Origin of the sequence: Escherichia sp. E14S1, from assembly GCF_004211995.1 — a bacterium.
In the GTDB taxonomy this organism is placed as follows: Bacteria; Pseudomonadota; Gammaproteobacteria; order Enterobacterales; family Enterobacteriaceae; genus Escherichia.
Genome location: NZ_RHJQ01000033.1, coordinates 1 through 13,420, shown reverse-complemented (window position 1 = coordinate 13,420; position 13,420 = coordinate 1). Strand labels below are relative to the sequence as shown.

General features: G+C 45.6%; 27 protein-coding genes and 2 pseudogenes. 19 read left to right on the top strand and 10 right to left on the bottom strand.

Annotated features, from left to right (window positions below; genetic code table 11):
* From kil to D9734_RS22455, 8 genes and pseudogenes are all read right to left on the bottom strand, one after another.
* The coding region (gene kil, locus D9734_RS22490) for a host cell division inhibitory peptide Kil (protein WP_130210700.1) at positions 1-138 on the bottom strand (138 nt) is incomplete at its 3' end.
* Entirely contained in the window at positions 123-257 is a 135-nt protein-coding gene (locus D9734_RS22485; RefSeq protein ID WP_000972063.1) for a hypothetical protein, read from the bottom strand. The genes D9734_RS22485 and kil, both read right to left, overlap by 16 nt.
* Before the next feature lie 75 nt (positions 258-332).
* Positions 333-701 (bottom strand): DUF2528 family protein, encoded by a 369-nt coding sequence (locus tag D9734_RS22480; protein WP_000065355.1) that lies wholly within the window; start codon positions 699-701, stop codon positions 333-335.
* Positions 702-883: 182 nt separating this feature from the next.
* Positions 884-1,084 (bottom strand): antirestriction Ral family protein, encoded by a 201-nt coding sequence (locus D9734_RS22475; RefSeq protein WP_130210698.1) that lies wholly within the window; start codon positions 1,082-1,084, stop codon positions 884-886.
* 78 nt (positions 1,085-1,162) lie between these two features.
* Positions 1,163-1,261 (bottom strand): annotated as a pseudogene (locus D9734_RS23660) (regulator); the annotation flags it as partial.
* A gap of 26 nt (positions 1,262-1,287) precedes the next feature.
* The gene (locus D9734_RS22465; protein ID WP_235154224.1) at positions 1,288-1,509 is read right to left on the bottom strand and encodes a hypothetical protein; all 222 of its coding nucleotides are present in this window, start codon (positions 1,507-1,509) and stop codon (positions 1,288-1,290) included.
* A 119-nt stretch (positions 1,510-1,628) separates the two neighbouring features.
* On the bottom strand, positions 1,629-1,934 hold the full coding sequence (locus D9734_RS22460) for a hypothetical protein (RefSeq protein WP_130210694.1): 306 nt from the start codon (positions 1,932-1,934) through the stop codon (positions 1,629-1,631).
* 318 nt (positions 1,935-2,252) lie between these two features.
* Positions 2,253-2,903 carry a LexA family transcriptional regulator gene (locus D9734_RS22455; protein WP_001095981.1) on the bottom strand — a complete coding sequence of 217 codons (651 nt, stop codon included), beginning with the start codon at positions 2,901-2,903 and terminating at the stop codon, positions 2,253-2,255.
* Positions 2,904-2,983: 80 nt separating this feature from the next.
* On the opposite strand from D9734_RS22455, the gene D9734_RS22450 reads away from it, so the two are divergent.
* The 8 genes from D9734_RS22450 to D9734_RS22425 all read left to right on the top strand — a co-directional run bounded on the left by D9734_RS22450 (position 2,984) and on the right by D9734_RS22425 (position 7,376).
* The gene (locus tag D9734_RS22450; protein WP_000276886.1) at positions 2,984-3,169 is read left to right on the top strand and encodes a Cro/CI family transcriptional regulator; all 186 of its coding nucleotides are present in this window, start codon (positions 2,984-2,986) and stop codon (positions 3,167-3,169) included.
* Between the two features lie 108 nt (positions 3,170-3,277).
* A complete protein-coding gene (locus tag D9734_RS22445; RefSeq protein ID WP_001177649.1) occupies positions 3,278-3,556 on the top strand; it encodes a lambda phage CII family protein in 279 nt (92 codons plus the stop codon).
* A 34-nt stretch (positions 3,557-3,590) separates the two neighbouring features.
* Positions 3,591-3,752 (top strand): hypothetical protein, encoded by a 162-nt coding sequence (locus tag D9734_RS23310; RefSeq protein WP_000166961.1) that lies wholly within the window; start codon positions 3,591-3,593, stop codon positions 3,750-3,752.
* A complete protein-coding gene (locus D9734_RS22440; protein WP_001608293.1) occupies positions 3,739-4,560 on the top strand; it encodes a replication protein in 822 nt (273 codons plus the stop codon). Before D9734_RS23310 ends, D9734_RS22440 begins: the two co-directional genes overlap by 14 nt.
* Positions 4,557-5,933, top strand: a complete 1,377-nt coding sequence (locus D9734_RS22435; RefSeq protein WP_000806596.1) for a replicative DNA helicase — start codon at positions 4,557-4,559, stop codon at positions 5,931-5,933. Before D9734_RS22440 ends, D9734_RS22435 begins: the two co-directional genes overlap by 4 nt.
* Before the next feature lie 73 nt (positions 5,934-6,006).
* Complete coding sequence (locus D9734_RS23655; RefSeq protein ID WP_130210692.1) at positions 6,007-6,495, top strand: recombination protein NinB; 489 nt, start codon at positions 6,007-6,009, stop codon at positions 6,493-6,495.
* 146 nt (positions 6,496-6,641) lie between these two features.
* On the top strand, positions 6,642-6,749 hold the full coding sequence (locus D9734_RS23650) for an ash family protein (protein WP_215629063.1): 108 nt from the start codon (positions 6,642-6,644) through the stop codon (positions 6,747-6,749).
* A gap of 21 nt (positions 6,750-6,770) precedes the next feature.
* Entirely contained in the window at positions 6,771-7,376 is a 606-nt protein-coding gene (locus D9734_RS22425; protein WP_130210690.1) for a P22AR C-terminal domain-containing protein, read from the top strand.
* Between the two features lie 280 nt (positions 7,377-7,656).
* Here the strand turns inward: D9734_RS22425 and D9734_RS22420 are convergent, their stop codons facing one another.
* On the bottom strand, positions 7,657-8,334 hold the full coding sequence (locus D9734_RS22420; protein WP_130210688.1) for a hypothetical protein: 678 nt from the start codon (positions 8,332-8,334) through the stop codon (positions 7,657-7,659).
* Positions 8,335-8,747: 413 nt separating this feature from the next.
* Between D9734_RS22420 and D9734_RS22415 the strand changes: the two genes are divergently transcribed.
* The 8 genes and pseudogenes from D9734_RS22415 to cspB all read left to right on the top strand — a co-directional run bounded on the left by D9734_RS22415 (position 8,748) and on the right by cspB (position 11,666).
* Positions 8,748-8,849, top strand: a complete 102-nt coding sequence (locus D9734_RS22415) for a hypothetical protein (protein ID WP_130210686.1) — start codon at positions 8,748-8,750, stop codon at positions 8,847-8,849.
* Positions 8,846-9,301 carry a DNA base-flipping protein YbcN gene (gene ybcN, locus D9734_RS22410; protein ID WP_059272308.1) on the top strand — a complete coding sequence of 152 codons (456 nt, stop codon included), beginning with the start codon at positions 8,846-8,848 and terminating at the stop codon, positions 9,299-9,301. The genes D9734_RS22415 and ybcN overlap by 4 nt, the downstream gene beginning before the upstream one ends.
* Positions 9,301-9,471: a NinE family protein gene (locus tag D9734_RS22405; protein ID WP_021550626.1), complete on the top strand. Its 171-nt coding sequence runs from the start codon at positions 9,301-9,303 to the stop codon at positions 9,469-9,471. The genes ybcN and D9734_RS22405 overlap by 1 nt, the downstream gene beginning before the upstream one ends.
* The gene (locus D9734_RS22400) at positions 9,464-9,754 is read left to right on the top strand and encodes a DUF1364 domain-containing protein (RefSeq protein WP_130210684.1); all 291 of its coding nucleotides are present in this window, start codon (positions 9,464-9,466) and stop codon (positions 9,752-9,754) included. Before D9734_RS22405 ends, D9734_RS22400 begins: the two co-directional genes overlap by 8 nt.
* Positions 9,751-10,113 (top strand): crossover junction endodeoxyribonuclease RusA, encoded by a 363-nt coding sequence (gene rusA, locus D9734_RS22395; RefSeq protein WP_130210682.1) that lies wholly within the window; start codon positions 9,751-9,753, stop codon positions 10,111-10,113. Before D9734_RS22400 ends, rusA begins: the two co-directional genes overlap by 4 nt.
* Positions 10,110-10,249: pseudogene (locus tag D9734_RS22390) on the top strand (YlcG family protein). The gene rusA and the pseudogene D9734_RS22390 overlap by 4 nt, the downstream one beginning before the upstream one ends.
* An 80-nt stretch (positions 10,250-10,329) precedes the next feature.
* Positions 10,330-11,082, top strand: coding sequence for an antitermination protein (locus D9734_RS22385; protein ID WP_060710349.1), 753 nt, complete (start codon positions 10,330-10,332; stop codon positions 11,080-11,082).
* A 368-nt stretch (positions 11,083-11,450) separates the two neighbouring features.
* Positions 11,451-11,666: a cold shock-like protein CspB gene (gene cspB, locus D9734_RS22380; RefSeq protein WP_000066486.1), complete on the top strand. Its 216-nt coding sequence runs from the start codon at positions 11,451-11,453 to the stop codon at positions 11,664-11,666.
* 281 nt (positions 11,667-11,947) lie between these two features.
* Here cspB and ynfU read toward each other — a convergent pair whose 3' ends face one another.
* Positions 11,948-12,118: a putative zinc-binding protein YnfU gene (ynfU, locus tag D9734_RS23645; RefSeq protein WP_001405948.1), complete on the bottom strand. Its 171-nt coding sequence runs from the start codon at positions 12,116-12,118 to the stop codon at positions 11,948-11,950.
* Between the two features lie 221 nt (positions 12,119-12,339).
* Between ynfU and essD the strand changes: the two genes are divergently transcribed.
* From essD to D9734_RS22365, 3 genes are all read left to right on the top strand, one after another.
* Positions 12,340-12,555 carry a phage lysis protein EssD gene (gene essD / locus D9734_RS22375; RefSeq protein WP_000839596.1) on the top strand — a complete coding sequence of 72 codons (216 nt, stop codon included), beginning with the start codon at positions 12,340-12,342 and terminating at the stop codon, positions 12,553-12,555.
* The gene (locus tag D9734_RS22370) at positions 12,555-13,052 is read left to right on the top strand and encodes a lysozyme (protein WP_130210680.1); all 498 of its coding nucleotides are present in this window, start codon (positions 12,555-12,557) and stop codon (positions 13,050-13,052) included. Before essD ends, D9734_RS22370 begins: the two co-directional genes overlap by 1 nt.
* Before the next feature lie 88 nt (positions 13,053-13,140).
* Positions 13,141-13,420, top strand: a 280-nt coding sequence (locus D9734_RS22365) for a lysis system i-spanin subunit Rz (protein ID WP_205712833.1), incomplete at its 3' end; no start/stop codon positions are given.

The following is a 13,420-nucleotide window of genomic DNA, read 5'->3' as shown; positions in this document are numbered from 1 at the left end:
CAAATTTACTATGCCACTACATTTCATCGCTTTATTTGCTTCAAGCCACATTTTTGAATCACCAATAAATCGGGCTATTACTGCTTTGTTTTGTGCTGCACGAAGCATCTGGTGATTGATGGCTATTTCATTGCGCATAACGCCTCCAGTTGTTTCTTTGCTGCTCTGATTAATTGTTTAACTCGGCGTGATAATTCAGATTCGTGCGGGTAGAAAGCGGACATGACGCCGCTACCCGCGAGCTGAAAGTGCATCATGGGTAACTCCTTATATTTGATTGCATAACGAAAATGCCTCTGGTGAAGCATTATTGGTATGCGGTAAAGCCGCGCTCAGGCGGCTTTGATAGTCATATCATCTGAATCAAATATTCCTGATGTATCGATATCGGTAATTCTTATTCCTTCACTACCATCCATTGGAGGCCATCCTTCCTGACCATTTCCATCATCCCAGTCGAACTCACAAACAACACCATATGCATTTAAGTCTTTCGAAATTGCTATAAGCAGAGCATGTTGCGCCAGCATGATTAATACAGCATTTAATACAGCGCCGTGTTTATTGAGTCGGTATTCAGAGTCTGACCAGAAATTATTAATCTGGTGAAGTTTTTCCTCTGTCATTACGTCATGGTCGATTTCAATTTCTATTGATGCTTTCCAGTCGTAATCAATGATGTATTTTTTGATGTTTGACATCTATTCATATCCTCATAGATAAAAAATCGCCCTCACACTGGAGGGCAAAGAAGATTTCCAATAATCAGAACAAGTCGGCTCCTGTTTAGTTACGAGCGACATTGCTCCGTGTATTCACTCGTTGGAATGAATACACAGTGCTGTGTTTATTCTGTTGTTTATGCCAAAAATAAAGGCCACCATCAGGCAGCATTGTTATTCTGTTTACCAAGTTCTCTGGCAATCATTGCCGTCGTTCGTATTGCCCATTTATCGACATATTTCCCATCTTCCATTACAGGAAACATTTCTTCAGGCTTAACCATGCATTCCGATTGCAGCTTGCATCCATTGCATCGTTTGAATTGTCCACACCATTGATTTTTATCAATAGTCGTAGTCATACGGATAGTCCTGGTATTGCTCCATCACATCCTGCGGATGCTCTTCGAACTCTTCAAATTCTTCTTCCATATCTCACCTTAAATAAGTGGTTTGCTGCCTAATTTCATTTTCTGGCGACCAACACAAGTTACACCCATTTCACTGCGTGGCTTGCTGTAATAAATTCGGTTAGTTCGGACAATAATAAACCCACCGAAGTGGGCTATGACCATTTTTTATTTGGATTTCGTTGGTGAGCGTGGTTAACAACTCTGTGCATTACATCCTCATATTTTTCATCTGCAATTTTTTCTACATCTCGAGGAAATGGTGTTGCTAATGCTTTGTCAACTTTGTCCATTGGGTCTTCATTAATCTTATATTCCGGACCGTCATCTATAGCATTAAATCCAGGTGTTACACCGTTTTCTAATGCATATGCCATTCTCTTTTCCCATCTCGTTATTCTCCTTCTGTCTTGAGGTGTAAGACCTCTATCAAATACTTTCCTGTTTTGTCCGCAGTTAGGGTTAACATAGATAGTCTTTTTCACCATAAGCATACTCAATAAGCACCGTACGGTGGTTTACTATACAATCTTATTCTTTGAACTGCATGTATCTTGTTTCCTAATGGGTTTAAATCCTTGTAGTAAACCCTCCTATTTTTTTTCTCGACTTCATCTACTTTCTTGCAGAGAAGGCTGCCAAGTGATGCTGCTTTGTCTGCTCTGACGCAACCAGAGAGTTTTAGCGCAATCTTTCGCGCCAGTCTCTGTTCTTTCATTGCCTGTTCACGTTGAGCCTGTCTGCGTGCTCTGCGGCGATTTCTGGCGTTATCGTCAGCCAGATATGTAATGACTACTGTCATGTTGACCTCCGATGATTGACTTTAGCGGTGACGTAACTGGGGGAGGGAGGTTAACTCCCTGATGCTGTTGCGCGGCTGCACTTTACGTCACCCCAAAGCCAACTACTCTTTGGTTCCCGCATTTCGGCGGGACAATCCCATCAATGTTAAAGAGCCTGCCAATCTGTTCCGTTTGGCTACCAGCGTCCTGCTGATGACTTAAATTTAAGATTTCTTTAATTGGTGGTCAAGGGTATTTTTGAAGAAAACTTAAATTTTATTGCGAAGTTTAAGTTTTGCTTTGATTTTTAAAGGAAAGAAAAAAGGGGCGAATGCCCCTTATGGAAGGTTTGCTATTTTTGCATCGACAACTACACCGATGATTTTGCAGTTCCCGTTGATCTCAATCATCGGATATTGTGGGTTAAGTGGTTTTAGAAACCTTCTGCCAGCATCAATAACTAACTTCTTGAAAGTTGCCTCGTTTTCTCCTTCGAGCTTTGCCACTACCAGCTTCCCATTACGAGGTTCTACTTCAGGATCGACTAGTATTATCATCCCTTCCGGGATGCTAAGACCGGCTGGAGCCGTCATCGAATCACCCTTTACGTCCAGCCAAAACGAATCTTCTGAACAATCTACGGTTGTATCGTACCAGTTATCTATTGCACGCTTATGATATGGCTCTACAGCTTCCATCCAACATCCTGCGCTTACCCAACTAATTAGAGGATACGAACCTCTTGGATCATGCCTGCTGTGATAGGCAATGTTTGAAAGACTATCTTCTCCTTTCAACAAGTAATCAGGGGAGCACTGCAAAGCCTTGGCTAAGGCCAATAGGTTTTCGCCATTGGGCTCAGTTTCAGAACGCTCCCATTGGGAAATAGCAACATTAGACACGCCAACCATCTTGCCAAGGGCAGCCTGCCTAATCTTGAGTTCTTTTCTGCGAGCGCGAATACGCTCACCCATCAGTTGTGTATTCATAGTTAAGACATCTTAAATAAACTTGACTTAAGATTCCTTTGATAGATAATTTAAGTGTTCTTTAATTTCGGAGCGAGTCTATGTACAAGAAAGATGTTATCGACCACTTCGGAACCCAGCGTGCGGTAGCTAAAGCGTTAGGCATTAGCGATGCAGCAGTCTCTCAGTGGAAGGAAGTCATCCCAGAGAAAGACGCCTATCGACTGGAAGTCGTTACAGCTGGCGCCCTGAAGTATCAAGAAAGCGCTTACCGCAAAGCGGCATAAGCAAATTGCTCTTTAACAGTCATGGTCCTCATTCCCGCCGAAATGCGGGAATACAACGCGCATCAGTTGGTGCGTATAACTTCTTATTTGTTAAGGAAATACTTACATATGCAACTTACAAGTACTCGCAAGAAAGCGAATGCAATCACAAGCAATATCCTAAATCGAATTGCTGTACGTGGTCAGCGAAAGGTTGCTGATGCATTAGGGATTAATGAATCGCAAATTTCGCGATGGAAAGACAGCTTTATCCCAAAGATGGCCATGCTTCTGGCTGTGCTGGAGTGGGGTGTTGAAGACGAGGAATTAGCAGAGCTGGCAAAGAAAGTAGCCATGGTGCTGACAAAAGAAAAGCCTCAAGACTGCTGCAACAGTTTTGAGGCCTGATGTAGAAAGACTGGCTCAATCCACAGGAGTAATTATGACAAAACGTCGTAAGAAATACCAGGAAAAAGAAGAGATTCGACACCCTGATTCACCTGAGGGATTAGTGGTAGCCGCAGCAAATAACAGGGCGTTCGCAGAGCGCCTTGTTGGTGTTTACAGACTAGCCAAAGCAGGAGTGAAACATGGGCGTCGTTAAGTTAGCTGATTACAGGCCTCAACTGGAGGTCGTGGAGCATCGCGTGGCAGATACCGAAGATGGTTTCATGCGCGTTGCTAACGAGATTACCGACAGTCTGCTGATGGCTGATTTAACCGTCCGGCAGTTGAAGGTGATGCTCGCTATCATGCGCAAGACATACGGATTCAATAAGCCGATGGATCGACTCACAAACACGCAGATAGCAGCCATGACAGGTATTCATCACACTCATGTTTGCGCTGCCAAGCGCCAGCTTATTGAGCGTAAATTCCTCATTGCTGATGGCGTGAAAATCGGAGTGAACAAGGTGGTTTCTCAGTGGATTAGCCAGGACAGCTTAACATTAGCTAAAACAGCTAATAAAACATTAGCCAAGTCGGCTAATGGGTATAAGCCAAGTCAGCTAAACACAAAAGACAATATACAAAAGACAATAAATACAAATACCCCCTTACCCCCTAACGGGGGCGGCGATGGGCAGGTTAAACCTGAACGTCGCAAGGCAGAACGAATCGACTACGAATCCTTCCTGAACGCCTACAACACCGAAGTCGGTGACAGACTGCCACACGCTGTTGCGGTCAACGAGAAACGCAAACGTCGCCTGAAGAAAATCATCCCGCAACTGAAAACGCCAAACGTGGACGGTTTCAGAGCGTATGTCAGGGCGTTTGTGCATCAGGCCAAGCCGTTTTACTTCGGAGACAACGACACGGGCTGGACGGCCGATTTTGATTACCTGCTGAGGGAAGACTCGTTAACGGGAGTACGGGAAGGGAAGTTTGCAGACAGGGGGATTGCATGAAACAGGATATCGAAGCGAGCGTTATCGGTGGCCTGCTGATTGGTGGATTAACACCAACCGCCAGCGACGTTCTGGCAACGCTGGAGCCGGAAGCGTTTTCAATTCCGCTCTACCGGAAAGCCTTCGAGGTTATCCGCAAGCAGGCGAGAAACAGAAACCTAATCGACGCGCTGATGGTTGCCGAGGCGTGCGGAGAGGAGCATTTCACGTCAATCCTGATGACCAGCAAAAACTGCCCGAGTGCCGCAAACCTGAAGGGATATGCCGGAATGGTCGCGGATAACTATCACCGCCGTCTGGTGCTGGAAATCATGGATGAAATGCGTGAACCAATCCAAAGCGGAACCATCGACGCATCGAGTCAGGCGATGGATGAACTTGTAAAACGGCTCTCAGCCATCAGAAAGCCCCGTGACGAGGTTAAACCTGTACGGTTAGGGGAAATCATCACTGACTACACTGACACGCTTGACAGGCGTCTGAGGAACGGAGAAGAGTCAGATACCCTGAAGACCGGAATCGAAGAACTTGACGCCATCACCGGAGGGATGAACGCGGAAGACCTGGTGATTATCGCCGCTCGTCCTGGTATGGGGAAAACCGAACTGGCGCTGAAGATTGCCGAAGGCGTTGCAAGCCGCGTTATTCCTGGTTCTGACGTCCGGCGCGGAGTATTGATTTTCTCGATGGAAATGAGCGCATTGCAGATTGCAGAGCGAAGCATTGCCAACGCCGGGAGGATGTCGGTTAGCGTGCTGCGAAATCCTGCATCGATGGATGACGAAGGCTGGGCGCGCGTTGCTAACGGCATGAGTCAGCTTGCAGATTTGGATGTATGGGTAGTCGATGCCTCGCGGTTATCTGTCGAAGAAATTCGCTCAATCGCAGAACGACACAAACAGGAAAATCCAAACCTGTCACTCATCATGGCGGATTATCTTGGCCTGATTGAGAAGCCGAAAGCAGACCGCAACGACCTCGCAATTGCTCACATCTCAGGAAGCCTTAAGGCGATGGCGAAAGACCTGAAAACGCCTGTTATCTCCCTAAGTCAGCTTTCACGCGATGTTGAGAAGCGACCAAACAAACGCCCGACAAACGCAGATTTGCGTGATTCAGGAAGCATTGAGCAGGACGCAGACTCAATCATCATGCTCTATCGGGAAGCGGTATATGACGAGAACAGTAGCGCCGCGCCATTTGCTGAAATCATCGTGACGAAAAACCGTTTTGGCTCACTTGGTACGGTTTACCAGCGGTTCTGTAACGGACACTTTGTTGCATGTGACCAGGATGAAGCCAGACAGATTTGCACAGCATCAAATGCACCTGCTGCGCGTGGCAGACGATATGCACAAGGGGCTGACGTATGACCATCTACATCACTGAGCTAATAACAGGTCTGCTGGTAATCGCAGGCCTTTTTATTTGGGGGAGAGGGAAGTCATGAAAAAGCTAACCTTTGAAATTCGATCTCCAGCACATCAGCAAAACGCTATTCACGCAGTACAGCAAATCCTTCCAGACCCAACCAAACCAATCGTAGTAACCATTCAGGAACGCAACCGCAGCTTAGACCAGAATCGAAAGCTTTGGGCTTGCCTTGGTGACGTCTCTCGTCAGGTTGAATGGCATGGTCGCTGGCTGGATGCAGAAAGCTGGAAGTGCGTTTTTACAGCAGCATTAAAGCAGCAGGACGTTGCTGAGGTAACAGGCGCAACAGTAACCAGCATAAATCAGGCTGCGGCTAAAATGGCGCGGGCAGGAATCTTAGTCATTGATGGTAAGGTCTGGCGAACGGTGTATTACCGGTTCGCTACCAGGGAAGAACGGGAAGGAAAGGTGAGCACGAATCTGATTTTCAAGGAGTGTCGCCAGAGTGCCGCGATGAAGCGGGTTTTATTTGTTTATGCGGCGGGGGGAGGAAATCAGTGAGGTTGACGATAACTAATATCTGGCGCTATATTCTGTGCGTTGCCGCAAAATCGGCACACGGGATTGGCGTCCCGGATAAGGTAATCGCGACTACTACACGCCGCGAGCGTGTTTTTTATTGTCGTAAGCATACGCACATCTGAATTATGGTGGGGCGTGTAGGGCCGACTTCGGTCGGGCCGGTTGATTACCCCGGTTACGCCAACCCTACATGTCTCACCACCAAACTGATTGGCGTCAGCGGTGGTGGTTAACTTGATTTATAGGTAATCATCATGAGCACACAACTAGTCTTTCATCAAACAAAATTCCATCCTGTTAAACACAACAACAGTATCTGGCTTACTGCCGTTGAGATTGCTCAAGCTCTCGGATATAAAAAATCTGATGCCGTAACTCAGATCTACGATCGAAATTCCGATGAATTTAGGGCAGATATGACTGAGACCCTCAATTTGAGTGTCTCAGGGAACTACCAGAAAACAATACGCATTTTCTCCCTCCGTGGTGCCCATTTGATCGCTATGTTCGCCCGCACTCCTGTAGCCAAAGAATTCCGCCGCTGGGTTCTGGATATTCTCGATCGAGAAGTTCAACAATCCCCAATCACAAAACAATTCACTGATAACGAACTTTGCACACTCGCCTGGTTATGGCGAGCAGGGGATGTGATGTTAACCGCCTGCCAGAATGTTACTCCACTTCTTCAGGTTGCGGAGCATCGCGAAGCCGGTCGCTTTACTTCTATTGAGCAAGAATATCCCCAGATACTACATAAGGCGCGCGAAATCCTTGCCAGAGAAACGGCACATGTAAGATTCCAGCCGTGGCAGGATGATAAGTGGAGCCGAGTATTGCCGCATTTGCGTTCTGAGCAGTAGCAATAAAGTTTCCGGTGAGAAATGTCACCAGCATTTTGTTATGAAACGGGTATTGGCGGTATATGGGGGCGGGGCTTTAGTTATTAGGTGTCGAGAATTAATTGTTTGTAGCAATATAAAAAGGAGCGCTTAAGTCCGTTTATTTTTTTTAAGCTTCATATACATAGTGGATAAAAATGAGAACCACCCGCTGAACGGGTGGTTTTGCGCAAGTTAAATTTTATAATTTCAGTGAATCTTTACGCTGTAATAATGCAAATGATAGTTGAAAAAAACACAATCAGTCGATGGATTCTCCGTAGGATGCAACTGCCTGAGCGACGCAAAAACGATCAATACACTCTATTTCTCCATAATCACGCAGGCAATAATAAGTATTATTGTCTTTATCAAAAGCGTAAATGCTACAAATACCCTCAAGCTCACAACTTGCGTCCCATCCACTATTAGATAACGTGCCCCATTCCTGGTAAAGCCCTGCGTTAACTTCTCGATTGATAATATGCGGTCCACTATAGTTATCATAATCGTAACTATAGATGTCACGTGCCTCAGGAAAATTCCCGTTCATGTTTTCAATCCACGGTAAAATATCTTTAACTGAGTTATAAAGTTCAATGCTGTATTTGAAAAAACGCTTCACAATAAAAACATAGATGCCGGCAGATTTGTTTGTTGATTTATCAGTGGCGAAAATGACAAAAATCTTCCCAACGCACTTTTCATCTACGCCCGGAAAAGTTACTGTGCCATCCTGGCTAACCGCCAGAACATTATTGTCTGCATTAGTGCTACAGGTCCATTTTACCTTGTCATTATTAATAGGGTCATTATCAATGACCATCTTGAAGGTTGCTCCTGGGAACAAACTGTTAGGGAAACAGTAACCACTCTCCATATCATTTTTAATATCATAGATATGGCTATCAACTAACACGCCTGTAATTTTGCTCATCATTGAACTCTCTTTGTTTGTTAAATAAAAAGTTTTATTCCTGAACAACGGAACACGCTGATATTAATGCAACCAATGAATTGTTGTTGTTATTTGGAGGTTATATAGTGGTATGAATGTTATTATGCGATGTCTCTGAGTGATGGGGTAAGGATTATATGATTCGCTTTTGAGATTTACCTATGTCAGGCGTTGCTGTTCATGTTCGTCCCCGTTGTCAGTCTTCTTAGTCTGAGCTAATGTCATCATCAATGGGTTATCAGTTTTCTCTGAAGTTATATAATTAATTGAGCGCCATAGCACCATGGGGCATTGTTGAATTTCATCTTCAATTGATTTTCCATAATCAACTCGCCATAATCATGTCATCGGAGCCTGAACACCTCCGGTGACTTCTGCGCTAAACGGGGACGTTTATGCGCACACACAATCTAAACTCTCTTCTCCCTTCACAGATGCAGAAATGCACCTGCGATTTTTTGCATCCAACGTTTGACCTCTGCGGAGGTGAAGCGTGAACCTCCCACAAGACGGCATCAAATTACATCGCGGCAACTTCACCGCTATCGGTCAGCAGATCCAGCCTTATCTGGAGGATGGCAAATGCTTTCGCATGGTGCTTAAACCGTGGCGCGAGAGACGCAGTCTTTCCCAGAATGCACTCAGCCACATGTGGTACAGCGAAATCAGTGAGTACCTCATCAGCAGGGGTAAAACGTTCGCTACTGCAGTATGGGTAAAAGATGCACTCAAACACACATACCTCGGTTATGAAACCAAGGACCTGGTTGATGTCGTAACCGGCGAAATCACTACGATCCAGTCGTTACGCCATACCTCCGATCTTGATACCGGAGAGATGTATGTCTTCCTGTGTAAGGTTGAAGCCTGGGCGATGAATATTGGCTGCCACCTGACTATTCCGCAGAGCTGCGAGTTCCAGCTGCTGCGCGACAAGCAGGAGGCGTAATGGCTACACCGCTTATTCGTGTCATGAGCGGACACATCTACAGAGTACCAAATCGTCGTAAGCGTAAGCCTGAGCTGAAACCATCCGAAATACCAACACTGCTCGGATATACCGCCAGCCTGGTTGATAAAAAATGGTTGCGACTGGCAGCAAGGAGGAATCATGGCTGATTTGAGAAAAGCAGCGCGTGGTCGGGAATGCCAGGTAAGAATCCCTGGCGTATGTAATGGCAATCCTGAAACGTCTGTACTGGCACATATCCGGCTGGCTGGATTGTGCGGTACCGGTATCAAACCGCCAGACCTGATTGCCACCATTGCATGTTCTGCCTGTCACGACGAAATCGACCGCCGCACACATTTTGTCGATGCTGAGTATGCAAAAGAATGCGCGCTGGAAGATATGGCGAGAACGCAGGTTATCTGGCTGAAAGAGGGGGTAATCAAGGCGTGAATACTTACTACATCACACTACCCTGGCCGCCGAGCAATAACCGCTACTACCGCCATAATCGCGGGCGCACGCACATCAGCGCAGAGGGGCAGGTATACCGCGATAACGTCGCCCGAATCATCAAAGGCTCCATGCTGGATATCGGTCTGGCTATGCCAGTGAAAATCCGTATTGAGTGCCACATGCCGGATCGCCGTCGCCGTGACCTGGATAATCTGCAAAAAGCAGCTTTTGACGCACTCACCAAAGCAGGTTTCTGGCTGGATGATGCTCAGGTCGTTGATTATCGCGTTGTGAAAATGCCCGTTACCAAGGGTGGAAAGCTGGAACTGATCATCACCGAACTGGGGGATGAATGATGTGTGAGTCATATATGGCAGAACTCCTTCGCTACCGCTGGGGGCGCCTGCGCTTATATCGTTTCCCGGTTCTGTTTTGACCGATTACCGGATACTGAAGAATTACGCCAAAACACTGGCAGAGACAATTGTATGAAGCCAGAGATAACGATCGGTTGATGCCGTTTTATTGTTTTTTGCTGCCAATTGGCGTGCTGGTGTAAATGGAGAGCGAGAATGAATCTTGAGGCCTTACCAAAATATTACTCCCCAAAATCTCCAAAATTGAGCGATGACGCACCGGCGACAGACTCAGGTGGTTTATCAATTACGGATGTGATGGCTGCGCAGGGGATGGTGCAGTCGAAAGCACCGCTTGGGTTTGCCTTATTCCTGGCAAAAGTTGGTGTTCAGGACCCTCAGTTTGCGATTGAAGGTCTGCTCAATTACGCGATGGCACTGGATAACCCGACATTGAATAAATTGAGTGCAGAAACACGGTTACAGATTATTCCTTACCTCGTGAATTTTGCCTTTGCTGATTATTCCAGGTCTGCGGCAAGTAAGGCTCGCTGTGAGCATTGTGCTGGTACGGGATTTCATAATGTATTGCGCGAAGTGGTGAAACATTCCAGAAGCGGGGAATCCGTTATCAAGGAAGAGTGGGTGAAGGAACTATGTCAGCATTGTCATGGTAAGGGAGAAGTCAGCACAGCGTGCAGAGGGTGTAAGGGTAAAGGTATTGTCCTGGATGAAAAAAGGACCCGGCTTCATGGCACGCCTGTTTATAAGATTTGTGGGCGTTGCAATGGAAACCGGTTTAGCCGTTTACCAACCACACTGGCGCGGCATCATGTCCAGAAACTGGTACCGGACCTGACGGATTATCAGTGGTACAAGGGGTATGCTGATGTTATTGATAAACTGGTTACAAAGTGCTGGCAGGAAGAAGCATATGCAGAAGCACAGTTGAGAAAGGTGACAAGATAAATAATTTTCGCCGAAGATATCGACATGATGCTTGCATTTTTCAAAAAATATGGATAGGATTTTCTCAACGATGGGCTTTGTATGTCCGGTGTTGAGAAAAAGTAGAAAACCCGCTAATGAGCGGGTTTTTGTGTTTTAAATGGGGAGGTGGCTGGATGTCTAAAATAAACATTGCTTCCAAGTGTACAACTATGCGTTAATGGCTGCGTCGGTTTGAAGAACAGACGATATACGAAGTAGTTTACTAAAGCAGTTCTCATTTCAGGTGTTATTCACTTATTCCTTCTTTGAGTCTCTCCAATTAAGTACGAAGTCGTTTCTGTTATACAAATCATTTATGCCGAAAGGCTCAAGTTAAGGAATGTAGAATGTCAAATAAAATGACTGGTTTAGTAAAATGGTTTAACGCTGATAAAGGTTTTGGCTTTATTTCTCCTGTTGATGGTAGTAAAGATGTGTTTGTGCATTTTTCTGCAATTCAGAATGATAATTATCGAACCTTATTTGAAGGCCAAAAGGTTACCTTCTCTGTAGAGAGTGGTGCTAAAGGTCCTGCAGCAGCAAATGTCATTATTACTGATTAAAATTCATAGCTTGTCTGTATACGATAACGAAGAAGGCTGATGCCTGAGTAGAGATGCAGATAGAGTTGTGGGTATTGAATCCCATTTTGTGGTGAAGTGCAGGTTTGCTGCATGAATAGTTTTACAGTAGAAGCTAACTGCTGGCATAGCAATACAAAGTGCGTAAGTGGGTAACTACCACAAAAAGCACCACAATCTCAAACCCGCGCAGGCGGGTTTTTTATTATCTGATTTAAATATATTATTAAAATATAAAAACTCTTTGTAAGTAATCAAAACACTCAGGCAACAGCTTTAAGATTTGTTTGGAATACTTTGTTGCAATGAGGGCAGATCAAAAGGGCACCTTTTTGTACTCTAGAAAAACTGTGTTCTGATTCTTGGGTACAGTTTGGGCAGGAACATTTTACGAGATAATTACGGCGTGATTTTGAGTCTTTACGTTCTGACATAGGCTTTTCCTGTATAAATGGCCGTATACATTACACTAAATAGAAAAATATATCCCGCATTATTATTTAATAGATGGTTTTTCTTTTAAAATATTTAACCACATTATTTTTATTTTCTGTTTTTTGAGCGTCGTTGAGAACAACGTTTGCTGTAAAAACTAACCCGTAGACTCCGATCTTTTCAAACATATTGCACCATCCGTGTACATCGGGGTGAGGATATGAAATCAATGGATAAGTTAACAACAGGTGTCGCCTATGGCACCTCTGCAGGCAGTGCTGGCTACTGGTTTTTACAGTTGCTCGATAAAGTCACGCCATCACAGTGGGCGGCAATAGGTGTGCTGGGTAGTCTGGTATTTGGCCTGCTGACGTACCTGACAAACCTTTATTTCAAGATTAAAGAAGATAAGCGTAAGGCTGCGAGAGGTGAATAATGTCGCCATCATTACGCAAGGCTGTTGCAGCTGCTATTGGTGGTGGGGCTGTTGCCATAGCGTCTGTGCTCATCACTGGTCCGAGTGGTGACGATGGTCTGGAAGGTGTGAGACATAATCCTTACAAAGACATAGTTGGTGTATGGACTGTATGTTACGGGCATACAGGAAAAGACATCATTCCCGGTAAAACGTATACCGAAGCAGAATGCAAAGCCCTCCTGAATAAAGACCTTGCCACGGTCGCCAGACAAATTAACCCGTACATCAAAGTCGATATACCGGAAACAACGCGCGGCGCTCTTTACTCGTTCGTCTACAACGTGGGTGCTGGCAATTTCAGAACATCGACGCTTCTTCACAAAATAAACCAGGGCGATATCAAAGGCGCATGTGACCAGCTACGTCGCTGGACATACGCTGGCGGTAAGCAATGGAAAGGGCTGATGACTCGTCGTGAGATTGAGCGTGAAGTCTGTTTGTGGGGGCAGCAATGAGCATGATTTGCTTTTTCATGGCAGCGTTGCTCGCATTTAATGGCAACGATGCGTGGCCGTGGTTTCTGGCCGTTGGGGTGTTGATGTCATGAGTCGGTTAACCGCGATTATCTCCGCTCTGGTTATCTGCATCATCGTCTGCCTGTCATGGGCTGTTAATCATTACCGTGATAACGCCATCGCCTACAAAGACCAGCGCGATAAAGCCACATCTATCATCTCTGATATGCAGAAGCGTCAACGTGATGTAGCTGAACTCGATGCCAGATATACAAAGGAACTTGCTGATGCTAACGCGACTATCGAAAGTCTACGTGCTGATGTTTCTGCTGGGCGTAAGCGGCTGCGTGTAGTGGATCACAAAATCA